Here is a 24,630-nt window from a genome sequence, read left to right as displayed (position 1 = left end):
TTATGGACGAACCTTGTTGCGGATCGCATTGAGATCTTCGGTGCTCATGCCAAATGCGGTTGGGACCGTGACCTTGCCTTCGGAGATTTCATCGGAAGCCTTCTTGATGGCGTCCTTCATTTCCTGCGTGGCCATGGAAGCCATGTTGCCATCCTGCACGATGCCGACAGCGCCTTCCTTCAGGCCGAGCGCTTCAGCCTTGCCGAATGGAAGATTGCCTTCCTTGAAACGGTCATAGGCTTGCAGAAGGCTGACATCGACGTTCTTCAACACGGAGCTGACGACCTGCTTGGCCATTGCCGGATCACTGTCCTTGAAGATGGCTTCCTGATCGGAATCGACGCCCAGAACGTACTTGCCGGTTTCTTTTGCAGCCGAAAGCTGACCAAGGCCGGTCTGCGAGGCAACGACGAAGCCGAGCGATACACCCGAACGATACTGCGCGAGGCCAAGTTCCTTGCCCTTTGCCGCATCCATGAAGGAGCCTGCATAGGAGATCGCGATTTTGGTGTCCGGCTCAATTGCCTGCACGCCAGCAATATAGCCAACGAGGAAGTCGTTGATGACCGGAATATCCATGCCGCCAAGGAAGCCGAGATTCTTTCCGGTATCGCCGAGCTTGCCATCTTTCAGGAGCGAGGCCGCCAGCATCCCACCGAGGTAGGAACCTTCGTTCTGCTTGTACTGGATCGAATAAACGTTGTCGTAGCCGCCTTCTTCATAAGGCACGCTTGCATCATAGAGGACGTATTTCTTGTCCGGATATTGCTGCGCAACGGAGCCTACGGTTTCCGACATCTGGTAGGTGCCGCCGATGATCAAATCCCAGTCCTGTTCGGATGCATCGAGGAAGACCGGTTCCCACTTGGTCGGATCATCACCGATTTCGAGAATCTTGGTTTCGACGTCGTCGCCATATTTGTCCTTGATCATCTTCATGCCATTGGCAGCGGAATCGAAGAAGGATTTATCGCCGAGCGCGCCATTGATGATGAGCAGGATCTTGTCCTGAGCCTGAGCTGCCGTGGTGGCAACTGTGCCCATCGCCGTGGATCCGGCGAGAGCGAGAGCAAGATGAAACATTCCCCGTCTGGTGAACTTGAACACAACAGAACTCCATTTTTACATCAATAAAGAGATGGAATTTCTGCTTTGGGCTTTTCGCCTCGTTCTACAGATCCCCCACACTTGCCCGATCAAACGATGCTGGCAAGTGCAAGTCAATCTCCAATTTCGGGGGCATCTGTGGACAAGATAAGGCTATTGCGTGGAATGCTGTTAAAGCGTTCGATTATTTCACGAATGCCTGACTGGGGTGACGTAAAGCCGGGTCAAAAGGGTTGAGTTTCTCGGAAATAGCGGCTGCTTCACGCTGCAAAAGTTCTGTGATCGTGTGCTGACGTTTTTCTGTTAATCGTGAGGCCAGTGTGCCGATGCTGAGTGCCGCCACCGCTTCGCCGCTGCGATTAAGCACCGGAACACCCAAGCCCGCCATGCCATCAATCATGTTGAAGTTGAAGGTGGATGCGCCGGTTTCGCGCACTTCCGCAATCATGATGCGAAGATCAACCTCGTCAATGGTGGCCTTATCCAGAATGCGGGGCATGTTGAAACGGATGATCGCCTCGCGCTCTTCTTCCGGCAGAAAGGACAGAATGGCAAGGCTGCCCTGGCCGATGCCAAGCGGCACTTTACCGCCGATATCGCCAGTATAGGAGCGGATCGGAAACGGCCCTTCCACGCGATCAAGACAGACCGCATCGAAATTGCTGCGCACGAGCAGGAAGACCGTATCATTGAAGGTGGTTGAAAGTCGCAAGAGGGAAGGGCGGGCGAGGCTCAGGATTCCATCGCGCTGACGTGCTTGCGCTGCCATGGCGAAAAACTCCAGCGACAGACGATAGGCTTTCTTGTCGGGAAGCTGCTCGACAAGGTTTTCCGCAATCAGCGTCTTGAGCAAACGATGGGCCGAAGGCTGGCTTAACTCAAGCTCGCGCGCCAGATCGATTAACCGCACGCCGTCATCCGTGCTGGCTGCCAGACCTTTCAGAATATGAATTGCCTTCACCAGACTTGAGTTAAGCGCGGCACCAGATTTCATATTTTCTGATATATCATCCATAAAATTGCTTCCAAATTCTGCATTTTGAAAGAAATATATAATTTCTTCCGAAATTGAAAATTATAATTTGTAATCGTTCAAAATTTTCTGCCATTTAAAATCCGTCGCCAATGGGAAGGTCCGGCAAGGTATCCAGAGGATGCCGTAAGCGGGTCGGCGGTTTTAACTTGAAGTAAGGGGAACGCCACGGTTGCATCAGTGACCGGACAAACACGCGTTCAAACGATCCAAGTCTGACCAGCGCTTGATGCGCGGTCGAGCCGCTCCCGCCAGCTAGCCCTATCGAAGAGGCGACGTGAGACAACATCACGGCGCTTCCGCTCCCCCGCAAATTCAGGCGGAAGTCATGCCGAGAGGGAGATGCAATGAGCTTTTTGACCCTTTCCGGAATTTCCCGCCACTACGGCAAGTTCGCGGCTGTCGACAATTTCAATCTGACGATTGAAAAGGGCGAGTTCATTTCGCTTCTCGGCCCTTCTGGCTGTGGCAAGACCACGACCTTGCAGATGATCGCCGGTCTGGTGCCGCCAACGGCGGGCACGATCACCCTTGATGGCCGCGAAATTACGCGCCTTGCGCCAGCCAAGCGCGAATTGGGCGTCGTTTTCCAGAGCTATGCACTGTTCCCGCATATGACGGTTGCGCAGAATGTGAGCTTCGGCCTTGAAATGCGCAATGTTCCAAAGGCAGAGCGCGAAAAGCGCGTTCGCGACGTGCTGGAACTGGTGCATTTGGGCGCACTTGCGGATCGTTATCCGCGTGAAATGTCGGGCGGTCAGCGTCAGCGTGTGGCCATTGCGCGTGCGCTGGTCATCAATCCGCCGGTTCTGCTGCTCGATGAGCCGCTCTCCAATCTTGATGCGCAGCTGCGTGAAGAAATGCAGTTTGAACTGCGCCGCATCCAGCGCACTGTCGGTATCACCACCATCATGGTAACGCATGATCAGGCCGAAGCGCTTTCGATCAGCGACCGCATCGTGGTCATGGAAAAGGGCCTGATTACACAGGTCGATGCGCCATATAAGCTCTATGAGCACCCGCATAACCACTTCATTTCCAACTTCGTCGGCAAGTCGAACTTCCTGAAAGCGCGCGCCGAGGGCGATGTCATTTCGCTGGCCGATACGGCCATCCGATTTCCGGCTCCAGCGCAGGAAGGTGGAAAGAAGGTATCGGGCGAGCTGTCCGTCTTCATCCGTCCTGAAAAGGTGCAGCTTGTTGCAGCAGACGAAGGCCATATCGCAGGTGAAGTCTCGACCCGCTATTTCATGGGTGCGCAATGGTTGCTCGGTGTTACAACGCCAGCAGGCCAGCTTTCGGTCGCCCTGCCTAATCTCGGCAACCCGCCGCCGGCTGAAGGCACAGCAGTTGGTCTGAGCTGGAACCATGACGATTGCCGCATCCTCACCGCAGGGGTGAACTGAGCATGTCGGCTGTCACCTCACAGGATCAAAACGCTTCAGCCAAAGAGCGGCGCAATCTGCTCCCGCTTTTTCTGGTCGGGCCTTCGACGCTTCTCTTTTTCGCGCTGGTGCTGCTGCCGCTCGGTCTCACCGTGCTGCTCTCGTTCAATAGCTATAGCTACGACAAGGGCATCGAAGACGTTTACACGCTTGCCAATTATACGCAGGTTCTCAAAGACCCGTATTATCTCGCAATCTTCTGGCGCACGCTCAAACTGGCATTGATCACAACTGTCATCACGGTGCTGATCGGTGTGCCCGAGGCCTATATTCTTTCGAACATGCGCAAGCCATGGCGCTCGATCTTCCTGCTGGTGATCATTGGCCCGCTTCTGGTCTCGGTCGTGGTCCGCACATTCGGCTGGAGCATGTTGCTGGGGCGCAATGGCCTTGTAAACAGCGTGCTCGACATGGTCGGTCTGCCGACCACGCAGATCCTTTACAGCGAAACAGCCATTGTCATCGGTCTGGTGCATATCATGCTGCCATTCATGGTGATCCCGGTCTGGACTGTGCTGCAGAAGCTCGACCCGTCGGTTGAAGCAGCAGCGCTGACGCTTGGTGCATCGCGCCTGACAGCGCTTCGCCGCGTGGTGTTTCCGCAGGCAGTTTTAGGCATCCTGTCGGGGAGCCTCATCGTGTTTGCGCTTTCGGCCAGCTCCTTTGCCATTCCGGGTCTGCTTGGCGGACGTCGTCTGAAAATGGCGGCAACCGTCGTCTATGACGAATTCCTGATCGAGCTGAACTGGCCGCTGGGTGCTGCCATCGCCATCATCGTTCTGGTCGCCAACCTTGTGATCATGATCGCCTATAATCGCATGCTCGAAGGGCAAGCGAAAAAGAAGCTGGGGTAACGGCCATGGTCAAGAACGGTCCTTTCGCTCTATTCTTCCACACGCTGATCGTCATCTTCATGCTGGCGCCAATGGTGGTGGTGTGTCTGGTGGCTTTCACGCCGGAAAACACGCTGTCCATGCCGTGGAACGGTCTTTCGCTTCGCTGGTTCCAGGCGGTTTTCGCGCATAACGACTTCATGACGGCTTTTGGCAACAGTCTGAAGCTTGCTCTGTTCTCGGCAACCCTTTCAACGGCGCTGGCCGTGCCGTCAGGCCTTGCAATCGCACAATATGCGTTCCGTGGCCGTGATGCGCTCAACGCGCTGTTTCTGTCGCCACTGATTATCCCGCATCTGGTTCTGGGCGTTGCGTTCCTGCGTCTTTTCACGCTGATGGGCTTCACCGGCACATTTGGCTGGCTGGTGGCTGCACATACGATTGTCGTCACGCCTTATGCGCTGCGCCTTATCCTTGCTTCGCTTGGCAGCATGGATCGCAATGCGGAAAACGCGGCACGCACTCTGGGTGCTGGCGAATGGACTGTGTTCCGTCGCATCACCCTGCCACTGTTGCTGCCGGGTCTGTCGGGTGGCTGGCTGCTCGCCTTCATCAATTCGTTTGACGAATTGACCATGTCGATCTTCGTCACGTCGCCGTCCACGGTTACGCTGCCGGTCCGCATGTATATGTATGCAAGTGAATCCATCGATCCGATGATGGCGGCTGTGTCGGCCCTAATGATCCTCGTTGCCACCGTGACCATGATTATTATCGATCGCATGTTCGGTCTCGACCGACTGCTGGTGGGTAAAGGCTAAGCAGGCAGATCATGACATTCCCGGTTTCGCCTGCCGCGGCTCAGTTCCGCAGACGGTATCGGCTGACTGAGCAGCCGATCAGCTTCTCGCTCGACGGCGTACCTTTTGAGGGCCGCCGTGGCGATACCGTGTTGACCGCCATTCTCTCGGTGCAGGGAAAGGTGCGTCATACCGAATTTACCGGAGAACCGCGTGCGGGCTTTTGCCTGATCGGCGCGTGTCAGGATTGTCATGTGATGACTGCCGAGGGCTATAAGCTTCGTGCCTGCACCACGCTTCTGGAAGACGGCATGGCATTTGTAACGGAGCCAGCACTATGAGCGCGTTGCGCAATCCGGTTATTGTTGGCGCTGGTCCCGCAGGCATTCGCGCTGCCGAAACGCTGGTCAAAGCGGGTCTTAAGCCCATCGTGCTTGATGAAGGCTTTCGTTCAGGTGGCCAGATTTATCGCCGACCGCCTTTCGATGATGGCCGCAGCTATAAAGCGCGCTATGGATCGGAAGCGCATAAGGCCGAAGCGCTGCACAAGACGTTTGACACGTTGCGCGGCGCAATCGATTATCGCCCGGAAACGCTCGTCTGGAATATCACGCGCGGCGAGGGCGATCGTCTTGATCTACTGACCAACGGCTCGCATAGCCAGCTGGCCTATAGCCATCTCATCCTCGCAACCGGCGCGACCGACCGTGTTCTGCCGTTTAAAGGCTGGACCAAGCCGGGCGTCTACACGCTTGGTGCATCGCAAACGGCGCTCAAAGCGCAAGGCTGTACGGTTGGCGAACGCGTGGTGTTCATGGGTTCAGGCCCGCTGCTTTATCTGGTGGCCTGGCAGTATCATCATGCAGGTGCGAAGGTCGTAGCAGTTCTCGACACGGCACCCTTCACCTCCAAGTTTCATCTGGCACATCTTGCGCTTTATGCGCCGCGCATTGTGGCGCTCGGTGCTTATTATGGTCTGCGTCTCAAGCTTGGTGGCGTGCCGATCCATTATAATGTCCGGCCTGATGAGGTTCTTGGCGAAGGCCATGTCGAAGGCATTCGCTTTCGCACGGGCAAGCGCGTTCGCGAGGCTCAGTGTGATGCGCTGGCTTATGGTTTTGCGCTGCGCCCAGAAACCCAGCTTGCCGATCTCGCCGGTTGCGAATTCTGCTTTGAAGAACGCGACCGCGCATGGCTTCCTGCAGCCGACCGGCTTGGCCGTTCAAGCCGCGAAGGTGTTTATGTAGCGGGTGACGGTGCAGGTATTGCTGGTGCCGATGCTGCTGAAATTCGAGGATCATTGGCCGCGATTGCTTTGCTGCGCGACATGGGCCTGCCGTTTGACGAAGACACGGAACGCGGGCTTCTCACAAAGCTCGATCATATCTATCGCGAGCGCCTGATCGTCGAAAAAGCCTTCCCGTTCCCGCGCGACTGGTTCGACACGATTGCAGGCGATGTCACGCTTTGCCGTTGTGAAGAAATTGCGGTGCGTGATGCGAAGGCAGTCATCGGGCAAGGTGATACGCGTGAGATCAACCGGCTCAAAGCGCTTACCCGTGTCGGCATGGGCCGCTGTCAGGGGCGCATGTGTACCGCTGCCGCCGCAGAACTTCTGGCGTCGATGCAGGACAAGACGCCTGCAGAATTCGGGCGCGTCCGTGCTCAGGCACCGGTCAAGCCGATCCCGCTCGGCTTTGGCGCTCCGGCCAAGGAAGGCGCTTCATCATGACCAGAAACCTTCAGGCGGATGCGGTGATTATTGGCGGCGGGATTGTCGGCGGATCGGCGGCGCTTTTCATGCGTCAGGCCGGATTGTCGGTCATTCTGCTCGACAAGGGCTTTTGCGGTGCGCAGGCAAGCGGCGTCAATTATGGCGGCGTTCGCAGGCAGGGCCGCGCGCCGGAACAGCTGCCGCTTGCGCAGCGTTCGCACAAATTGTGGGCGCGTCTGCCGGAACTGATCGGTATCGATGGCGAATATAACCGCAGCGGACATCTGAAGCTTGCCCGCACTGAAGCGCATTTCGCCAAGCTTGAAGCCTATGCAGAAAAAGTCAGGCCGCTCGGCCTCGATGTTGAGCTGATCGGCGGCAATGCCGTGCGCGAACGTTTCCCTTGGCTTCCGGGCGATGTCGCAGGTGCTTCGCTTTGTGCGGAAGATGGCAATGCCAATCCGCGTCTGGTGTCGCCTGCTTTTACCCGCGCCGCACAGGCTGCAGGTGCCACCGTGCTGGAAAACACACCGGTCATCGAAGCGCATGAAACCGGCGATGGTTTTGCCATTCTGGCCGGCGAGGGCATCGAAATCCGCTCGCGCCTTCTGTTCAATTGCGCGGGTGCCTGGTCGGATCAGTTTGCGGCTTCGTTCGGTGAGCCGGTTCCGTTGACGCGGATTTATCCCACAATGGTTGTGACCGAGCCGATGCCGTTTCGCTTGCCGATGAGCCTTGGCGAAGAAGGCGGTGGTTTCTACGGCCGTCAGGTCACGCGCGGCAATTATGTCATGGGTGGCGGACGCGGTACGCCGCTTGAAAACCCGGATTTTTCGCGGCCTTCGGTCAATGCGGCATCCTCGGTAATGCTGCGAGCAATCGAATTGTTTCCGCATCTCCAACATGCACAGGTGATCCGTTTCTGGTCAGGAACGGAAGCTGAAATGCCAGATGATAATCCGGTGATCGGGCCAAGCAGCCGGGTCAAGAACCTTTATCACGCCTTTGGTTTTAATGGCGCCGGTTTCCAGACCGGACCGGCAGTCGGCGCGGTCCTCGCAGACCTTGCGCTCAAGGGCGAGACAGAAACACCGATCGATGCATTTTCGATCAACCGTTTTACTTCAACCAATACCAATCTTAACATGGAAGGGAACTAAGCATGAAAAATCAACATATTACCGCCATGGCGGCAATGGCACTCGGCCTGTCTACAGCTTTTGTATCGGGCGCGTCGGCTGAAACCAAGACGCTCTATATCGGCATGAATGGCGGCAACATGGAGCGCGCCTATACCGAGCACGTTCTGCCGGAATTTGAAAAAGCCAACAACGTCAAGGTTGTCGTGGTACCGGGCACTTCGGCTGATATTCTGGCCAAGGCAACTGCGCAGAAAGACAAGCCACAGATGCATGTCATGCTGCTCGATGACGGCGTCATGGTGCGTGCGATCAATGGCGGTCTTTGCCAGAAAATTTCTGATGATCCGGTTCTTGCCGACATTCAGCCAGCTGCACGTCTGAAGGACGATATGGCAATCGGCGTCGATATGGGCATGACCGGCATTGCCTATAACAAAAAGCTGTTCGACGAAAAGGGCTGGGCAGCTCCAACGTCGTGGATGGATTTCGCTGACGAAAAATATGCGAATGCCGTCGTGTTCCAGTCGGCTTCCGCCTCGACTTTCGGTCTCCATGCATTCCTGATGTTCAACCGCATTCAGGGTGGTGACGACAAGAACCTCGAACCAGGTTTTGAAAAGTTCCCGGACACCATCGGCAAGAACGTTCTGGAATTCATCCCGTCATCGGCCAAGATTTCGGAAATGGTTCAGACCGGCGAAGCAGCGATCTTCCCGCTGACCCCAACCGGTGTAAACAACCTGAAGGACAAGGGCATTCCGGTTGAATATGCACAGCCAAAGGAAGGCTCCGTCATTCTCGCAGTGACCGAATGCGTTCTCGCAGGCAACAGCGAACCTGAACTGAGCCAGAAGCTCGCCCATTACCTGCTTTCCGCTGATGCGCAGAGCAAGGCGCTTGATCATGGCAATGTCATTCCATCGAACCTGAAGGCAAAAGCCGGTTCGCCAGATGCACAGGCCAAGCTCGACGCATTTAATGGCTACATGAAGACAGCCAACACGCTTGACTGGGATGCTGTCAACGAAGGCCGTCAGCAGCTCAACAGCCGCTGGAACCGCACAATCGAAAAGTAAGATTGTTTTCTGATTGAAAGAAAAGCCGCAGAGTGATCTGCGGCTTTTTTTTATGCCGCGGCTTTTGCTTTCTGCGTTCGAGCAGATTGCCAGACCAACGGCACAAGAATGAGAGCGACAGCCGGGAAGATCAGCCAGTTGATGGTCTCCCAACCAGATGAATGCAGCAGCGATCCGGCGAAGAAGGATGCGCAGGCAACCGTTCCGAAGACGAAGAAGTCGTTCGCGCCCTGTGCTTTGCCGCGTTCTTCCGGCGTGTGACAATCGGCAACCATCGCGGTTGCGCCGATGAAGCCAAAATTCCACCCGATGCCGAGCAGGATCAGCGAGACCCAGAAATGGGTGAGATCAAGGCCCGAGAGCGCAACGATTGCCGACAAGCCAATAATCAGCAAGCCCATAGCGGTCACGCGTTCCTTGCCGAAACGGGTGATCAACATGCCGGTGAAAAAGCTTGGCGCAAACATTGCCAGCACATGCCACTGGATACCCAGTGCTGCATGATCGACCGAATGGCCGTGACCAACCATGGCGATAGGGGCGGCTGTCATCACAAATGTCATCAGACCATAGGAGACGACACCAGCAGCCAAAGCCAGCATGTATCGCCGGTTCAGCAATATTTCTTTGAGCGGGCGGCCATGATCGGCGGCATTACTGGATTTCGCAGCCTTTGGTGACCGGAACAACATGAGCACGGGAATTGCCAGCAGGGCAAGGACTGCCTGGCTCAGGAAGCTGCCCGCATAGGGCGTCGCCGGCAATGCGTCTCGTGTCCAGATAACAAGCTGCGGTCCTATGATTGCGGCGATCAGGCCACCAACCATGACCCATGAAATAGCGCGTGCTTTAAGTGCGCCTGTCGCGGCATCGGTTGCGGCAAAACGATAGCTCTGAACATAAGCGGCATAAAAGCCGGCAATGAATGTACCAAAACAGAAGATGACGAAAGACGCCGAAAAAATGCCAAGGGCCGCAACGAGGCCTGCAGCCATGCCGAAACATGCGCCCAGCAGATAGCCGTTGCGACGACCAAAGGACCGCATGACAAAGGCTGCAGGCAGGGTGCCTGCTGCAAGGCCAAGATTGAACAGGCTGACCGGCAGCGTAACCAGCGCCGGATCGGAAGAAAGCTGCTGGCCGACCAGACCGCCCAGCGAAATGATAATCGGCGGGCTTGCTGCACCCAGCGCCTGCGCGGCAGTCAGCACAAAGATATTGCGTCTGGCGATAGTCTGGTCGGTCATGTCCTGTACTTCTTCATCGTCGCTTATGCAGTTGCCTTCAGTATCCAGCTAATCAACCACTGGTATCTGAAAATGTTTGCAGATCACCGCCATCACCTGCTTCGCTATATCGCTTTCCACACGATACCAGATCGTCTGCCCGTCACGGCGTCCGGCAATAATGCCCTCGCGTCGTAACAAAGCCAGATGTTGTGAGACTGTGGAATCCCGCAAGCCGATCAGCTCGGCAAGCTGTCCCACAGACTTCTCACCTCCGTGCAACCGGCAAAGGATCATGAGCCGGTGATTGTTGGCGATTGATTTGAGGAATTCACTTGCCTCGTCGGCCGCGAGGTGGGTTTTTACGCCCGGGTCGATTGGGTCAGTTTTGTTCATAACTACGTATCTACGAAACTATGAAGATATAGTCAATAATGCTCGAAGAGATGCAAATCGGGGAATTTCGTTCCGCTTCCCAGGTTCGTTCTCACCGATATCGAAAGGGCTTCTGCTCGCCATCATCATATTGTAGCCTGTGCCCATTGTGTTGGCTGGTTGGGCTTGGAGTCGTCGTGCGCATAGCTGTATTAAGTGTTGTTTTCGGTTTTCTATTTTCGGGCGCGGCTTTTACAGAACAAGCCCATGCAGAAGACGACTGGAAAGCCGTTGAAACCATAAAGCCTTATGCGATTTCTGGCCGCACCGGTCCGCAGCTTTATGAATCCATCGGCGAGCGTGGCCCAAAGGCGGGAAATTCCCGCGTGATTGCGCACACGACCTTTGTTCTGACCTGGGATCGCAAATTCGACAATTCCAACAATGGCTGCACGATTGTTTCGGCAAAGCCAAAACTGAAAATCACCTACACGCTGCCAAAGCCTTCGCAGAAGCTTTCCTCTCCAGTGAAGGAAAACTGGGAGCGCTTTTATGATGGCATCTACAAGCATGAACTTGTGCATGGCGATACGGCCAAGGACATGACGCGCGAGATTGTCCGCACAACGGTCGGGCTTTCCATTCCGAACGATCCGAAATGCCAGAAAATGCGGCGCGAGCTGATTAACCGTATCAATGCGCTGGTCGCTGTTCAGCGTCAGCAGGGCCGTGATTTCGACCGTGTTGAAATGGGATCGGGCGGCAATGTCGAACAGCTTATTCTAGCGCTCGTAAACGGCGGATAGCTCAGGCCGGTTTCCCGCGACAGGCTTTACGCAGCGCTGTCGCCATCATGTTGACGAGGGCAGGACGCACCTCGTCCCAATTGCGGGTTTTCAGATCGCAATCGGATTTAACCATAGCCGGTATCGGAAAGCTGTCTGAGGGCAAGCCACTAAAAATCAGCCATCTCACCGACATGGGGTAAATGCCACTCCATCCTATATTACATAAAGAAATATTTATGTGTTTATATAGAAATTTGCCCGCACCTATTTGTTAGTCGAAAGTACTAAGTGCATAAAACCAAGATCGGATGGCTTGTTTAAGAGAAATCGAATAAAAACAGATAATTAAGGGGTCATAGCGTAATCTTCGTGATTGCGTGCAATGTCAATTGATATGGCTCTGCGGGGGGACTCATGTTAACGGTGCGACTATTGGGCTGGTTAAACGGTCGGATATCTGAGCTAGATATCTGATTTCACTGATAAAAAAGAGTTGGGTTTAGCCGAATCCTCAACGGCGATTATTCGCATTCTCGCCTTGAGGGGGCAGGATATGTTCGTATGAGTTTCAGATATCCATGGCAGAGACTGGCTTTATTACCGCGCTTCGGTAAGCAGATTATTCTTCTGTTTAGCGACTGCATCTTGCTGTTGCTGAGTGCCTATCTCGCCTTTGTCATGCGTCTTGGTTTCGTTTTCGTCCCGACGCAAACACAGATTTTCCTGATTGCCATTGCTCCGGCTCTGGCGATACCTGTTTTCATTCGTTTTGGTCTTTATCGGGCAATTATACGATATCTGGCTGAGCGCGCTATCTGGCCGATTTTTCAGGCAACAGCCATTGCCGCGCTCTTCTGGGTGGCGCTGGTGTTCCTTATGGAATCTTATGGCGGCGCTGGTCTGCCGCGTTCAGTCCCGCTTCTTTATTGGCTGCTGAGCACGGTTCTCATTTCTGCAAGCCGGTTCGGTGCCAAATGGCTGTTGCGCAGCGCTGAATCAAATAAAACCTATTCAAGCACGGCCCTCATCATCGGTATAGGTGAACCTGGGCGCCAGCTGGCAACCGCACTTAGAAGCCACAGTGATACGCATGTCATTGGCTTCGTCGATCCTACCGGCAATCTCAGCGGCATGGATATCATTGGCCTTCGTGTTTACGACATTGCGGCAATACCACGTTTAATCGAGAATTTCGGCGTTCGTCAGGTCGTCATATCCGAACCGGAAATCGATCAAAAGCAACGCCAGGAACTGGCGCGTCTGCTCGGTCGCCTTCCGGTAAGCACCCGCATCCTCCCGCCTATTGCCGATCTGACGGCAGGCAAGTATCTGGTCAGTGCGTTGCGCAATGTCGAAATCGACGATCTGCTTGGTCGTTCGCCTGTGCCGCCTGATGTCGATCTTCTGCGTGTGGTTGTTGAAGGCCGACGCATTATGGTGACAGGTGCAGGTGGCTCGATCGGCAGCCAGCTGTGCCGCACGATTGCACAATGGAATCCCAGCTGCATTGTGTTGTTTGAATCGAGTGAATTTGCGCTTTATCAGATTGAGCGACAGTTACGGCAGATCGCGCAATGCGATGTCATTCCGGTGCTCGGCACGGTCGCAAATCAGCAGTGCGTTGAAAAAGCTATCCGCATTCATGCCGTTGATACGGTCTATCATTGTGCGGCCTATAAGCATGTTCCGCTGGTCGAGCAGAACCCGCTTATCGGCATCTATAACAATGTATTTGGCACGTTGAACGTTGCCGCAGCAGCCTTTGAGACAGATGTTGAGCGCATGGTGCTGATATCGTCTGACAAGGCTGTGCGCCCGACGAATGTCATGGGCGCGACCAAGCGCTGGGCCGAGCTGGTGGTCTATTATTACGGGACGCTTGCTGAAAAGGCCGGGCGCAATAAGACATTCTATTCAGTGCGCTTCGGCAATGTCTTGGGCTCCAACGGTTCGGTTGTGCCGCTTTTCCGCGAACAGATCGCCAATGGCGGACCCGTAACGCTCACGCATGAAGATATGACCCGCTATTTCATGTCGATTAAAGAGGCTGCGGAACTGATTGTGCAGTCCGGAGCGATTGCTAAATCCGGCGATACAGTTCTTCTTGAGATGGGTGATCCGGTCAAGGTTCGCGATCTGGCAGAAAATATGATCCTGCTCGCTGGCCTTACTGTGCGTAACGCCGATAATCCTGATGGTGATATTGCGATCGAGGTCACAGGCATTCGTGAAGGCGAGAAGATGTATGAAGAGCTCTTCTACGATCCTTCGCAGGCTCAAACCACGCGTCATCCAAAGATCATGCGTGCGCCAAAGGGCCAGAAAGTTGCCGTGGACGTTCCGAAAAGTCTGGATGCTTTGAGGGCTTCGATGGAGACCGAAGATGTGGCCGCAGTTCGCAAAGTGCTTTTTGAAGTTATAACTTTCTGAACCGGCCGCGGAAATCAAGCAGCAGCAATAGAACGGCGACTACAGCGACGAGCAGAAATATGATCTGCGAAAGCGCGTGATCGAAAACCATGATTGCGGCCGCGCAGCCTATCAGGATGACATTGAGCATCATCACATGGCTCACCACTTTAAGCACGCTCCAGCCTGCGCGCTTGGCAACCTGATAGGCGTGTTTTGAATGCGCCTTCAGAATGTTCTCGCCTGCCAGGCCTCGCAAAATGATCGTGGTCCCAGTATCCAGTACGTAATAGAGCGGCGGGATGAGTGCGACAATGATATGTGTTTCGCGTGCCAATAATAACAGCACGGTTCCCGCAATCAGCCCGAGGGGAAAACTCCCAGAATCGCCCAGAAAAATACTTGCTGGTGGGCGATTGAAGAAGGCGAAGCCCAGAAGACCACCGGCCGCTATCGCAGCAATTGAGCCGCTTTCCATACCTGAGAGCCGAAAAGCTGTCAGCAGCGCGATTCCCGCGAGAGGCACACCGATGCCTGCAACGGTCATCCAATCGAGACCGTCCATGAAATTCGTGACATTGATGGCGGCTACAAGCGTGATGACGATCAGCATCATTTCCAGCCAATGCGGCAGCAGATCAGGAAGCAGTCGGAAGTCTGCACCCAGACCATAAGCGACGAGGCAGGCGGCAACGAACTGTGAGCCAAACCGCGTTGAAACGGAAAGATCGAAACGGTCGTCCAGCCCGCCGATGATCCAGAGCAACAAGCACGCTCCAGACAGACACAGAACGAGATCGATGGTCAGTCCCAGATCCGTGCCAAACATCAAAAGCGAGATCAGGATGGCCGGGATGAGAGCAAGGCCACCGATCTGCCGTGCAGCCACGCTGTGGTTTGAACGCGCATTAAAGCCTGCTGCGAGAAAACCCGCAGGCAACAGTTTCGACAGAAGATAGAGGCCCACGCCGCAAAGAATGGCGCTTGCAAGGAAGGAAACGAGCAGCAGGATCATTGCGACAACCGATCAATGTGGAATTCTCCCATCCGATTACCAGCTTTCAGGGCTTGCGCAAATCCCGCCTGTGCCCGAATTGGGCAGACGCCCCGGCATTTATCCCCAGCCCTTATGCAGCATGTTGTAAAGCCTGACAGAATCCGTCAATAGACGATTGCACTTGGCGCGGGGAGCGGCTATAAGCCCGCGCAATCGATCTCTTTGATCCGATTTGTTGGGGCGTAGCCAAGCGGTAAGGCACCGGTTTTTGGTACCGGCATTCCCTGGTTCGAATCCAGGCGCCCCAGCCATCAATGCAGAGACAAATCATATATATATTGGTTTTTTGTGCTTCCCTCTGGCTGGTTCTACGGCTTCTCCAGAAAATTTGGCACCGGCCCGCTCTGCTCCAAAGTGACGAAGTCAAGGCTGACATTTCCCTAAGCCGTCGAATGTACCCATTAGGCTTTATCAGGGAATTCTTACGACTTATCGTGGCGAACGCGCCGCGTCAGCAAGGGGATTCGACGGGGGGGGGCTGAAAGGGTACAGTTCGTCCTATTCCTTCCTGAATCTCGAGAACGCCAAGGGCGCATATTTTTAGGAGTATGGACGAAAATCTGGGCTATTCCTGTTCGTGCGATGTTGGCTATAGGGAGTGTGAGGAATCACTTGGGTCAACGAAGCAGCAAATGAAAGAACAGGACGTTCACGATATGCAGACGCATTGAATAACGTCGGCGCTTCAAAGCCCGGATTAGAGCGGAAAGGCTTTGCTTAAAGAGCTCGGCACATTTAGGTCACCATTGTCACTCAGTCCCGAGACTCCTACCACCATGAAATGTAAGAACCATTTAACGAAAGTGCGAGAAGTTAAATAATTAGAGCGCTATCTCCAAAGGCCGCAAAGCTGCATCCGACAGCCGCCGCATGACGTGGACCTTTTGAAAGACAAAAATGAACATCAAAAAATCTAGGCGTAGGTCTAGAACTTCTGAATAATTGGGAGAAGACATTGTGGGTTGGTGCCCTCAAAGTTATTTCTGCTACCCGATCTGTTTACGCAGTCGGACTCGTCATGCAGCACACAATTTCATCATCGAGCTATTATGATGATGTCAGATAACCACCTCACTATTTGAGCGGGCCATGTACTGTTTTGATACTCTCGTGGAAATGTATACTGGGATTGCATCATGCTACGACCTATTACCTCAGCTGAGACCGGTAATGCCGAGCGAGAGGCTCGTTACAGGGCTAAGCCGAGGGGATCATGTCGACACGACACGACAAGACACGTAGCCGCAGCCGTCGTGGTTCTGGTTGTTGCAAAGAATGTGGCTTTAGATAGGGCTGTTTTGCACACAGTTGTGCGTGGAGCGCCCACGATGCCGAAAGAAGACGGTTTTGATGAGGAAAAGACTGTTTCTGTTCTTCATAGGCGTATTTCCAAGGTGGTCCATCGCGAATTTGCTAATAACCTTAAGTCAAACCAGATTGTGATCGCAATGGCATCATACTACTTAACTTGCTTAAGAAAGCTTATCTTTCTTAAGCAAGTTAAGTCAGAGGCGGAGCCGGAACATTAGGACCTTTCTTTGGTGCTATGGATTTCAATTGCTGCGTCGCCTCTGAAGGTCGAGACGACAGCCTTTGCATGCGATGCCGCTTCGCAGGACTCCAACGACGTCCTCTAGGTTAAATAGGATTACGTCGGAGTACGCAGCGTGGTCGTTAGGCCTCATTCTGTTTCGGGGCAAGCTGTTCAACGATAATTGCCAAATTGGTTACATGCTTCTGATCACAGTCTTCGCTTTTGCGGTAGCAAGTATGCTTTAGGGTAGAAGCTCGTTTAGCGCTTATGTGGGAGGTTCACGCGCCGGAGTTTTATGGCGACAGCAACTATTATTTACCTCATGAATACACAAGGTGGATGCATCGGCGTTGGTGGAAATAAGGCTATCTTCACGTTTGTGGTTAATGTAGCAGCTATTTGAGCTAACATTCCTGTTGCTATGACACTTCGTCATGGCGCTCAATAACCGATATTAGGGCTCGTAGCCGCCGTGGCTGCTCTCTCTACCCTCGAAGTGGGTGGGCTAGGAAATGTCGTCTGCAAACGGTTTGCTGGTATGGTCGAGTATTACGACAGAGGCCACAGTTTCAGTGGGAAGATTGAGTTTCGGCGGATATCTGGGGCGCCGTTTGGAAGAGTGCCACAAAAAACATTGAGCAAAACCCGATAGCGGATGTCGGTTCTTATTCGAAAGTGGGCATTGTCTGCGTGCAGGCAAACGAAACCGTCTCACTTTTAGCAGAATTCAGCGTGTACAAATACAGCCCTTGATGGACCAATGAATGAGGGCCATAGGCCTGGTTCTTGTGTTTGCAGCCTTTCTCTCAAGTTTTGTTCATCTTGGTGCAACTCCGTTAGTTGGGCTATGAGGCAGAGGCTAATCTACTTTGTAGCGATACGTGCGCGTTATGGAATGCAGAATACCCCACTGCTACATTAAGCGATGAATTCATCGGTGGTTCTCTTGATTGCAGTTCTTAAATTTACAGCCTATAGTTGCATTTTGGCGCTAAAATTCAGGTAGCCGTCCATATCTCGGTAAACGGGTGCGGGAGGATACGTATCACTTTCTAGATTTCTAAAATAACATGATTAAAGCTCGGACTTAAATATCGGTCTTCTGTGGATATAGCCGATGCTTATCAAGTCATATATGCCTGTTTCCAGTTTAATGCGGAGCGAAGGAATAAAAATAAATACCTAAGCTTCTTTTCGGGAAACATGACAGCGGTGCGAGACTGGTGAAACCAAGTAGCAAGCACTGAGCTAGTCAAGCAACATGGTTTTACCGCCAGACGGCTACACACAGTTGGACGTGACTTAAAAGTCTGCATCGCAAAAACCGGTTGTGCTTCTGATTGACAATAAAATTACCAGCCGCAGTTAAATATTTTGTCCCAAAGAGCCTGTTCCAAAAAAGGTTGGGCGATTTCAGCAGTTTATGGCTCAACCAGATATCTGACTTATGATGGAGATCAAGATGGTTTGGACATAAACCGCTCGCCGACATTATGAGCGTCGCAATTCGCGTTATGCAAGCGATCTAACGGATGCGGAATCGTGACGCGATTCTTTACATAGTCTCTTCAGGCGGCACCTAGCGGCTTCTGCCAATAGATTTTCCACCGTTTTCCACGGTGCAGAAATACTTTTATCGATGGCGGATGAAGGAAAACTGAGCCCAATCAACAACACGCTTGTTATGGTAGCGCGTGAGCTGGTGGATAAGCAGCCTAGCCCTACAGCTGGCGTGATCTATAGCCAGTCGGTGAAAACCACGAAAGTGGCAGAATACGTGGCTTTCATGCGGGGAGGAAGATCAACGGATGCAAGTGCCACATAGTTGCTGATACACTAGGTTTGTGGGTTGGCCTTGTGATCCATTCGGCGGGCATTCAAAACGGAGACGGCGTGCCGGATGTCTTGAAACCATCCTCAAACGTTGGCCATGGTTGCGGCATATCTTTGCTGACGACGGATACGCAGGACCAAAGCTCAAAGGCAAGTTGGAAAAGGTTGGTAAGTTTACACTAGAAATCGTCAAGCGGTCCGATCACGCTGAAGGTTTCGCACTAATCCCGCGTCGGTGGGTCGTTGAGTGCACATTGGCCTGGCTGGGAAGGTGTCGCAGATTGGCCAAAGACTTCGAGAAAACCATCACTTCTTCCGAAGCGTGGATCTACATTGCGAAAACCCGCTTCCTCACGCGGCGCACCGCAACGGAATGATATCGTTACCTTCAATATGATGCAGGCTCTAACTCACTTGAAAAAACTCTGCTCGGCTTTGTTAGCTTGGATACCATTTACGCCGATACTTGACCGGTTTCAAAACGAGAAGGGAACGAACAAGCCCTAAATGTGCCGCATTAACTGGTCACGACGGAGTTGACTTAGTGGGTATATTTCTTCAATGACGCTAAAAGGAACTTATGAATTTATTCGTTAAAGTAGTAGCGGTGACAAAAAGAAGATTGGTCTAGGTATAATCATGAGAACCGAAATTTCAAGTGCCGTTGCACCCCATGAACCTGTAACGGCAGCGCCGACCAAAGGAGCTCAGGTCGCCATTGGTGACATTTTGGAAGCTTTATACAAATATCGCTTGGCGTTGATTTTTGGCTGGCAAGATGTAGCACAGCGTTACCGCCGTTCTCGTGTAGGTGCCTTTTGGCTGACGCTAAATATGGCGGTCTTTATCGGTGCGTTAGGTTTGATTTTTGGGACGCTCTTCAAATCAGATATGAGCGATTTTCTACCTCACCTTTGCGCCGGGATCATCATGTGGGGTTTAATATCAACTTCCTTGTCGGACGGTTGCACTGCGTTCAGCTCATCTGAAGGTATAATCTTGCAGGTTCGCATGCCTTTATTTACGCATGTAATGCGAGCTCTATGGAGAAATATAATTATATTTTTTCATAACATAGTTATATTTCCTGTACTCCTGCTGATAATCGGAAGGAGTTTAAATTATTACGCGATTCTGGCGATTCCTGGTTTGTTACTTGTTATTTTGAACTTGTCTTGGATGATGTTAGTCTTAGCAGTTTTGTGTGCTAGATTTCGCGACATGACCCAGGTAGTCGCGAACGTACTGCAGATTTTGCTTTATGCAACACCGATCATGTGGATGGTTAAGACGCTACCAGAGCATGTTCCGCACGCTCTCATTTACTGGAACCCGTTTTATCATTTTATCGAGCTGGTTCGGGCTCCATTGTTTGGACAAGCTCCTACATTAATGAGTTGGTATGTAGTTTCTGGCCTCGCTGTTTTTGGTTGGTGCGTTGCAATTGCATTCTTCGGAAAATATCGTTCACGTATAGCTTATTGGTTATAACAACATGAGCCTAATTCAGTTACAAAATGCGAGCGTCGAGTTTCCCGTATTTAATTCGTCCAGTCGGTCATTGAAGAACCGCGTGTTAAACATAGCTACGGGCGGAAAAATTGAACGGAAAACGGATAGTCTGGTAGTTATAAAGGGTCTCAGCGATATATCTGTCACTATTAGTGATGGGCAACGCGTGGGCCTTATTGGGCATAATGGCTCTGGAAAAACCACGATGTTAAGAGTTTTTTCTGGAATTTACACTCCCACCCAAGGGCATGCAATTGTGAGTGGCGAGTGTATATCGTTGATTAATATTAATCTTGGTATAGATCCTGACGCGACTGGGCGAGAAAACATACGCCTGCGCTCCGCAATAATGGGCCTGGATCCGAAAGAAACAGCAGCCAAGGTAGAAGAAATAGCTGAGTTTTCCGGTCTGGGAGACTTTCTAGATATGCCTTTCAGGACATATTCTTCAGGTATGCAACTTAGATTGGCATTTGCAACCTCCACCGCGGTTAGACCAGAAATTCTGATCATGGACGAGTGGTTGTCAACGGGAGATGAAGATTTTAAAGCGCGCGCTAACCAACGTATGCACGAATTGGTCAATACTACTAAAATTCTGATATTGGCCTCGCACTCTCGAGAACTTCTCGAAAAAAACTGCAATAGAATTATCTGGCTGGAACATGGGCGTGTACGAATGGATGGCAGCGTTGATGAGGTGTTGCCTGCATATTTCGGTTAGTTTGTATGATTTAAACGGTATCGTGGGGTGCAAAAATACGATCTGTGATTTTGTGGAAGTGGTTAGCGGCAATTCCCCATTTTCTGCCCGCTGTACGTCTATTGAAATAGCGGCTATTTCCAAGAGGGTAAGGAATAAATGAAAAGAGCTGCCGTCGCATTTTTTTACGATGAACATGGTGTTGTCGACGACTACATGCTTCATTTGTTAAAATCGTTCAAGCCATTTGTTGATGAGCTTATTTTCGTTTCAAACGGCCCTCTTTCGAAGTACTCGGAAAAAGATGTATCTGTTGTAGTTGACCACTTAATCGTTCGCGAAAACATAGGCTTTGATGTTTGGGCTTACAAAGAGGGCTTGAAATTTATAGGTTTTGACAAACTGTCATACTATGATGAAATCTTACTCTTCAATCATACTTTCTATGGTCCGATTTTTCCGCTGTCGGAGTTGTTCGGTGCTATGGAGAATAAGCCCGTCGACTTCTGGGGAATTTCTGTACATGCTGAAGTGAAACCAAATCCTTTCACTCGTGAGGGTACTCTTCCAGAGCATATCAACTCGCATTTCATCGCAATACGCCAGCCAATGCTTTCTTCTGCGGCGTTTAAATTATATTGGGAGACAATGCCTAAGATTGAGTCTTACATCGACTCGGTTTTGAAACACGAATCCCGTTTCACTAAACATTTTAAAGAGCTGGGATATGATTACGACGCTTACATTATGCCTAAGGATTATGGCTCGGATTATCCGATATTCATCGATGTTGCAGAGACTATTCAGAATAGATCTCCCATCTTAAAAAGACGTAGTTTTTTTCATACCCATTTGTTCCATGATGAGAATGGAATTGATCTTCCTAGGGCGATGCGTTTAATCGGCGAAACTAGCGATTATGACGTAAGTCTCATTTGGAAAAATTTAGGGCGCACATCTAAACCTCGCGAGGTTTATACGAATGCAGCTCTACTAAAGATCATTGGAAATGAATATGAATACACAGAAATAGAAAACAAAAATATCGCTATATGTGCCCATATCTACTATGTAGATCTTCTGGAAGAAATTCTATCATTCAGCAATAATATCCCTCTGAAGTATGACTTTTTATGTACGACCGATTCTGAAAAGAAGAAAAAGGAAATCGAGTCGCTGTTGTCAGAAGTAGATAATATCAAATTTTATGATGTGCGCGTAGTAGAACAAAATCGTGGACGTGATATGTCTGCTCTCTTTATATCGTTTAGGGATGTTTTTCTAACGGACAAATATGATTTAGTGTGTAGGCTGCATACGAAAAAATCGCCGCAAGTAGGCCAAGCCCGAGGTTTGGTCTTCAAGAGGCATCTTTTGGAAAACCTTTTGTACTCGAAGGCTTATGTCCGCGGTGTTTTAAGACTTTTTGAGGATAATAAATCAATAGGTTTGGCGTTCCCGCCAGCTGTTCATAACGGTTATGCAACCTTGGGTCATGGCTGGTGGGCTAATCGCGCGTGGGTGAAGAAAATCCACGAGCGATTGGTGCTGAGGACTCCACTAGATGATGATACTCCTGTAGCACCTTATGGCACAATGTTCTGGTTTCGACCGCCAGCGCTGCGAAAGCTATTTGAACACGAGTGGAAATGGACTGATTTCAACAAGGAGCCGGATCACGTTGATGGCGGTTTAGCGCATGGGCTCGAACGTTCTATGTCCTACGTTGCTGGTGATGCGGGCTATATCACCATGCAGGTAATGAATTCAGAGAGCGCCGCATATAATTATTCGTCTCTCGAATATAAATATCAGACGCTTATGGCAAAGCTGCCAGCGGGCACTGTTTCGTATGTCGCGTCGGTCATAGAGAGTTCGAGTATGTCTGGTACTGTTCGAGAATCTTTTCGACGCCTACTTTTTGCTATTAAAAGATCTTTGTTATATAGGTCGCCTAAATTATTCAAAGTGATGAGACCATTTTACCGGACGGCCCGATATTTTACAAATCCCCTTCGGAAGAAGTAGGTCTTGGTAAGATGAGTTTCGCCACAACAATGTGTAAGGACGCGGCATGAAAGTTTTGGTTAGTGGGGCGAATGGCTACATAGGGCGATATGTAGTGAGTTCGTTAGTCGACAGAGGCCACGATGTGGTGGTAGCTGTGCGCGGCCAAAAGGATCCTGCATTTCAGTGCGAAGTGTTTAACGGAGACATATTAGCGTCAACACCAGATATTTATGAGCGAACAGGTCGGCCAGATGTATTGGTTCACATGGCATGGGAAGATGGATTTCTCCACCGAAGCGAAAGCCATCTTGCCAATGTCCAGAATCACGTAAGATTTGTCGAGAATATGCTTAAAGGCGGGTTGCCTCAGATCGTTACAGCTGGCACGGCACATGAAATTGGCTACCATGTAGGAGCGGTTGATGAATTGACTCCTACACGGCCGATGCATCCATATGGAATTGCAAAGAATTATTTGCGGCAAGCGCAGGCTTACCTTTGTGAGGTACACGGCGCGATCAATCAATGGACGCGATGCTACTATATATGGGGAGATGACGTCAGGAATAGCTCTATTTTCACTAAGCTATTGGAAGCTGAAGCCAGCGGGCAGGAAACATTCCCGTTGAACCACGGCGAGCTGCTTTACGACTTCATTAATGTGAAAGACCTCGGAGAAATGATTGCTCGAGTTGCACTTCAAACAGAAGTCACCGGAATAATTAATTGCTCATCTGGGGAGCCTGTTTCGTTGAAGACTATGGTTCTGCAGTTTATTGAAGCGAATAATTTGAAGATTGTTCCTGTCTGGGGAGAATTTCCCATCCGCTCTTATGATTCACGCGCGATTTGGGGAGATAATCAAAAGATTAAACAAGTAATGGACAATAAACCGTAATTTGGTTGGCTTAATATTGTGAGTTTTCCAACACTCATAGAATGCCAACAGCAACCCGGACCTGCTTTATCAATGACAGTTTTTCAGGGGTCCCCTTTGCCTCAAGTTCCGAAATGATCTCTTTGAGGTGCCCCTCAGATCCAGTTTCTTCAAGTATATGCTGGATCTCGTGAATTGAGAATTGCAGTCTGTATAGGAGGTCTCTTTTCATAATCGGACATTTTAGGTACTTCCTGTAAAGAAAAGCGCCAGTATGTACTTGCGACCTTATAGATACCTTTTGTGCAAAGGCTGGCGGAATATCATTTGGTAGAATAGAATTTAAACTGGGAGTATCAAATCTTATTTTTCGCGGAAGAAGTGAATTTAGCTCATTACGTTGCTCGTTAGGAACTTTTGATAAAGGTTCGATCAAGTCGTCGGGTCGAAAAATGACTTCGACTTTGTTTGCGAGCGGCACCATCATTTTCGATAGTGCAATTTCTCCTTGTTGAATAGCCCATAGCCTCGAGTTGACGGGAAGATAGCTCTCCCAGAATTTCTGAAAAGACTCTTTGCTGAATAAATGGCCACTTACAGAAAAGCAGAATGATTGAATATGATAGCAATGTTCATAATTTTCAAACGTTCCGCAGATATCCGCTTCAGTAGAAGAAAGTCTTTTAAATATGGAATTTAGCCCGCTCGCGAAGTAGTAGACACTATCATTCATGTATATTACGCGTTTTGGCCTTACGATAGAATTCAAGTATAAAGTTGCATCTCTGTATCCCCCAATATCAAGCCCTGTATTGTCGCGCTCTATTATTAGATACGATTTCTCTCTAAGCAAAAAGATTTGCTCGTGGCTCAATTTGTGATTGGCAACGACAATTACGTTTATGCCGTTAGCATTGAGCGCCTTTAATGCGTTCTGAATGTACCAACGTAAGTTCGATGGTTGCCATATTAGAAATATCGCATAGATGCTACCTGGATGGTGTTGATTGCCATCATGGGTGGAGAGAATTGATAATTTTTTAAGAGAGTCGCGCTTTAGGTAGGCGGCTGCGACCTTAGTGTCATGATAAAATAGCTTCACCACACGTTTAGCGGTTCCAAGTAGGGTACGTTTAAAGAAGGAAGAATAAGCCAT

Annotated in this window: 20 protein-coding genes, 1 tRNA gene and 1 pseudogene; 15 read left to right on the top strand and 7 right to left on the bottom strand. The window is 51.1% G+C overall.

The window, feature by feature from the left end; all coding sequences use genetic code 11:
• Complete coding sequence (locus RT142_RS12175) at positions 1-1,107, bottom strand: BMP family ABC transporter substrate-binding protein (RefSeq protein WP_079213293.1); 1,107 nt, start codon at positions 1,105-1,107, stop codon at positions 1-3.
• A gap of 184 nt (positions 1,108-1,291) precedes the next feature.
• Positions 1,292-2,122 carry an IclR family transcriptional regulator gene (locus RT142_RS12170; RefSeq protein ID WP_007877398.1) on the bottom strand — a complete coding sequence of 277 codons (831 nt, stop codon included), beginning with the start codon at positions 2,120-2,122 and terminating at the stop codon, positions 1,292-1,294.
• 365 nt (positions 2,123-2,487) lie between these two features.
• Between RT142_RS12170 and RT142_RS12165 the strand changes: the two genes are divergently transcribed.
• The 7 genes from RT142_RS12165 to RT142_RS12135 are packed head-to-tail and all read left to right on the top strand — an operon-like array spanning position 2,488 to position 9,150.
• Positions 2,488-3,546: an ABC transporter ATP-binding protein gene (locus tag RT142_RS12165; protein WP_094544506.1), complete on the top strand. Its 1,059-nt coding sequence runs from the start codon at positions 2,488-2,490 to the stop codon at positions 3,544-3,546.
• Between the two features lie 2 nt (positions 3,547-3,548).
• Positions 3,549-4,439: an ABC transporter permease gene (locus RT142_RS12160; RefSeq protein WP_007877396.1), complete on the top strand. Its 891-nt coding sequence runs from the start codon at positions 3,549-3,551 to the stop codon at positions 4,437-4,439.
• 5 nt (positions 4,440-4,444) lie between these two features.
• Positions 4,445-5,239, top strand: a complete 795-nt coding sequence (locus RT142_RS12155; RefSeq protein ID WP_007877395.1) for an ABC transporter permease — start codon at positions 4,445-4,447, stop codon at positions 5,237-5,239.
• An 11-nt stretch (positions 5,240-5,250) separates the two neighbouring features.
• Positions 5,251-5,559, top strand: a complete 309-nt coding sequence (locus RT142_RS12150; RefSeq protein ID WP_064321364.1) for a (2Fe-2S)-binding protein — start codon at positions 5,251-5,253, stop codon at positions 5,557-5,559.
• The gene (locus RT142_RS12145) at positions 5,556-6,950 is read left to right on the top strand and encodes an FAD/NAD(P)-binding oxidoreductase (RefSeq protein ID WP_313028791.1); all 1,395 of its coding nucleotides are present in this window, start codon (positions 5,556-5,558) and stop codon (positions 6,948-6,950) included. Before RT142_RS12150 ends, RT142_RS12145 begins: the two co-directional genes overlap by 4 nt.
• Positions 6,947-8,092 (top strand): FAD-binding oxidoreductase, encoded by a 1,146-nt coding sequence (locus tag RT142_RS12140; protein WP_313028789.1) that lies wholly within the window; start codon positions 6,947-6,949, stop codon positions 8,090-8,092. The genes RT142_RS12145 and RT142_RS12140 overlap by 4 nt, the downstream gene beginning before the upstream one ends.
• A 2-nt stretch (positions 8,093-8,094) precedes the next feature.
• Positions 8,095-9,150, top strand: a complete 1,056-nt coding sequence (locus tag RT142_RS12135; RefSeq protein ID WP_064321367.1) for an ABC transporter substrate-binding protein — start codon at positions 8,095-8,097, stop codon at positions 9,148-9,150.
• A 50-nt stretch (positions 9,151-9,200) separates the two neighbouring features.
• Here RT142_RS12135 and RT142_RS12130 read toward each other — a convergent pair whose 3' ends face one another.
• Together RT142_RS12130 and RT142_RS12125 are read right to left on the bottom strand one after the other, a co-directional pair.
• The gene (locus RT142_RS12130) at positions 9,201-10,397 is read right to left on the bottom strand and encodes an MFS transporter (protein WP_113496397.1); all 1,197 of its coding nucleotides are present in this window, start codon (positions 10,395-10,397) and stop codon (positions 9,201-9,203) included.
• Between the two features lie 48 nt (positions 10,398-10,445).
• Positions 10,446-10,772, bottom strand: a complete 327-nt coding sequence (locus tag RT142_RS12125) for an ArsR/SmtB family transcription factor (protein ID WP_113159676.1) — start codon at positions 10,770-10,772, stop codon at positions 10,446-10,448.
• 176 nt (positions 10,773-10,948) lie between these two features.
• Between RT142_RS12125 and RT142_RS12120 the strand changes: the two genes are divergently transcribed.
• Entirely contained in the window at positions 10,949-11,557 is a 609-nt protein-coding gene (locus RT142_RS12120; RefSeq protein ID WP_409558581.1) for a DUF922 domain-containing Zn-dependent protease, read from the top strand.
• Position 11,558: 1 nt separating this feature from the next.
• On the opposite strand, the gene RT142_RS12115 is transcribed toward RT142_RS12120, so the two are convergent.
• Positions 11,559-11,732, bottom strand: a complete 174-nt coding sequence (locus RT142_RS12115; protein WP_313028783.1) for a hypothetical protein — start codon at positions 11,730-11,732, stop codon at positions 11,559-11,561.
• Between the two features lie 368 nt (positions 11,733-12,100).
• On the opposite strand from RT142_RS12115, the gene RT142_RS12110 reads away from it, so the two are divergent.
• Positions 12,101-13,969, top strand: coding sequence for a nucleoside-diphosphate sugar epimerase/dehydratase (locus tag RT142_RS12110; protein ID WP_313028781.1), 1,869 nt, complete (start codon positions 12,101-12,103; stop codon positions 13,967-13,969).
• Here RT142_RS12110 and RT142_RS12105 read toward each other — a convergent pair.
• Positions 13,956-14,963 carry a glycosyltransferase family 4 protein gene (locus RT142_RS12105; protein WP_313028780.1) on the bottom strand — a complete coding sequence of 336 codons (1,008 nt, stop codon included), beginning with the start codon at positions 14,961-14,963 and terminating at the stop codon, positions 13,956-13,958. The two genes, RT142_RS12110 and RT142_RS12105, sit on opposite strands and share 14 nt — an antisense overlap.
• 218 nt (positions 14,964-15,181) lie before the next feature.
• On the opposite strand from RT142_RS12105, the gene RT142_RS12100 reads away from it, so the two are divergent.
• The 6 genes and pseudogenes from RT142_RS12100 to RT142_RS12075 all read left to right on the top strand — a co-directional run bounded on the left by RT142_RS12100 (position 15,182) and on the right by RT142_RS12075 (position 23,495).
• Positions 15,182-15,256: transfer RNA gene (locus RT142_RS12100), tRNA-Gln, on the top strand.
• A 2,745-nt stretch (positions 15,257-18,001) separates the two neighbouring features.
• Positions 18,002-18,749, top strand: a pseudogene (locus tag RT142_RS12095) (IS5 family transposase).
• Between the two features lie 262 nt (positions 18,750-19,011).
• The gene (locus RT142_RS12090; RefSeq protein WP_105519238.1) at positions 19,012-19,863 is read left to right on the top strand and encodes an ABC transporter permease; all 852 of its coding nucleotides are present in this window, start codon (positions 19,012-19,014) and stop codon (positions 19,861-19,863) included.
• A 4-nt stretch (positions 19,864-19,867) separates the two neighbouring features.
• Complete coding sequence (locus tag RT142_RS12085; RefSeq protein WP_105519239.1) at positions 19,868-20,608, top strand: ABC transporter ATP-binding protein; 741 nt, start codon at positions 19,868-19,870, stop codon at positions 20,606-20,608.
• A gap of 138 nt (positions 20,609-20,746) precedes the next feature.
• Positions 20,747-22,615 carry a rhamnan synthesis F family protein gene (locus RT142_RS12080; RefSeq protein WP_105519240.1) on the top strand — a complete coding sequence of 623 codons (1,869 nt, stop codon included), beginning with the start codon at positions 20,747-20,749 and terminating at the stop codon, positions 22,613-22,615.
• Between the two features lie 46 nt (positions 22,616-22,661).
• Positions 22,662-23,495 carry an NAD-dependent epimerase/dehydratase family protein gene (locus RT142_RS12075; RefSeq protein WP_105519241.1) on the top strand — a complete coding sequence of 278 codons (834 nt, stop codon included), beginning with the start codon at positions 22,662-22,664 and terminating at the stop codon, positions 23,493-23,495.
• 34 nt (positions 23,496-23,529) lie between these two features.
• Here the strand turns inward: RT142_RS12075 and RT142_RS12070 are convergent, their stop codons facing one another.
• Positions 23,530-24,630 carry a rhamnan synthesis F family protein gene (locus RT142_RS12070; protein ID WP_105519242.1) on the bottom strand — a complete coding sequence of 367 codons (1,101 nt, stop codon included), beginning with the start codon at positions 24,628-24,630 and terminating at the stop codon, positions 23,530-23,532.

The sequence above is a fragment of the Brucella sp. genome, assembly GCF_032066345.1.
Classification (GTDB): Bacteria; Pseudomonadota; Alphaproteobacteria; order Rhizobiales; family Rhizobiaceae; genus Brucella; species Brucella pseudogrignonensis.
This window is presented reverse-complemented; position numbering and strand designations above follow the sequence as displayed.

Coding starts and splice junctions, on each gene's coding strand:
- RT142_RS12170 (WP_007877398.1), bottom strand. CDS start 2,122: ATGGATGATATATCAGAAAATATGAAATCTGGTGCCGCGCTTAACTCA.
- RT142_RS12165 (WP_094544506.1), top strand. CDS start 2,488: ATGAGCTTTTTGACCCTTTCCGGAATTTCCCGCCACTACGGCAAGTTC.
- RT142_RS12160 (WP_007877396.1), top strand. CDS start 3,549: ATGTCGGCTGTCACCTCACAGGATCAAAACGCTTCAGCCAAAGAGCGG.
- RT142_RS12155 (WP_007877395.1), top strand. CDS start 4,445: ATGGTCAAGAACGGTCCTTTCGCTCTATTCTTCCACACGCTGATCGTC.
- RT142_RS12150 (WP_064321364.1), top strand. CDS start 5,251: ATGACATTCCCGGTTTCGCCTGCCGCGGCTCAGTTCCGCAGACGGTAT.
- RT142_RS12145 (WP_313028791.1), top strand. CDS start 5,556: ATGAGCGCGTTGCGCAATCCGGTTATTGTTGGCGCTGGTCCCGCAGGC.
- RT142_RS12140 (WP_313028789.1), top strand. CDS start 6,947: ATGACCAGAAACCTTCAGGCGGATGCGGTGATTATTGGCGGCGGGATT.
- RT142_RS12135 (WP_064321367.1), top strand. CDS start 8,095: ATGAAAAATCAACATATTACCGCCATGGCGGCAATGGCACTCGGCCTG.
- RT142_RS12130 (WP_113496397.1), bottom strand. CDS start 10,397: ATGACCGACCAGACTATCGCCAGACGCAATATCTTTGTGCTGACTGCC.
- RT142_RS12125 (WP_113159676.1), bottom strand. CDS start 10,772: ATGAACAAAACTGACCCAATCGACCCGGGCGTAAAAACCCACCTCGCG.
- RT142_RS12115 (WP_313028783.1), bottom strand. CDS start 11,732: ATGTCGGTGAGATGGCTGATTTTTAGTGGCTTGCCCTCAGACAGCTTT.
- RT142_RS12110 (WP_313028781.1), top strand. CDS start 12,101: ATGAGTTTCAGATATCCATGGCAGAGACTGGCTTTATTACCGCGCTTC.
- RT142_RS12105 (WP_313028780.1), bottom strand. CDS start 14,963: ATGATCCTGCTGCTCGTTTCCTTCCTTGCAAGCGCCATTCTTTGCGGC.
- RT142_RS12090 (WP_105519238.1), top strand. CDS start 19,012: ATGAGAACCGAAATTTCAAGTGCCGTTGCACCCCATGAACCTGTAACG.
- RT142_RS12085 (WP_105519239.1), top strand. CDS start 19,868: ATGAGCCTAATTCAGTTACAAAATGCGAGCGTCGAGTTTCCCGTATTT.
- RT142_RS12080 (WP_105519240.1), top strand. CDS start 20,747: ATGAAAAGAGCTGCCGTCGCATTTTTTTACGATGAACATGGTGTTGTC.
- RT142_RS12075 (WP_105519241.1), top strand. CDS start 22,662: ATGAAAGTTTTGGTTAGTGGGGCGAATGGCTACATAGGGCGATATGTA.
- RT142_RS12070 (WP_105519242.1), bottom strand. CDS start 24,630: ATGGCTTATTCTTCCTTCTTTAAACGTACCCTACTTGGAACCGCTAAA.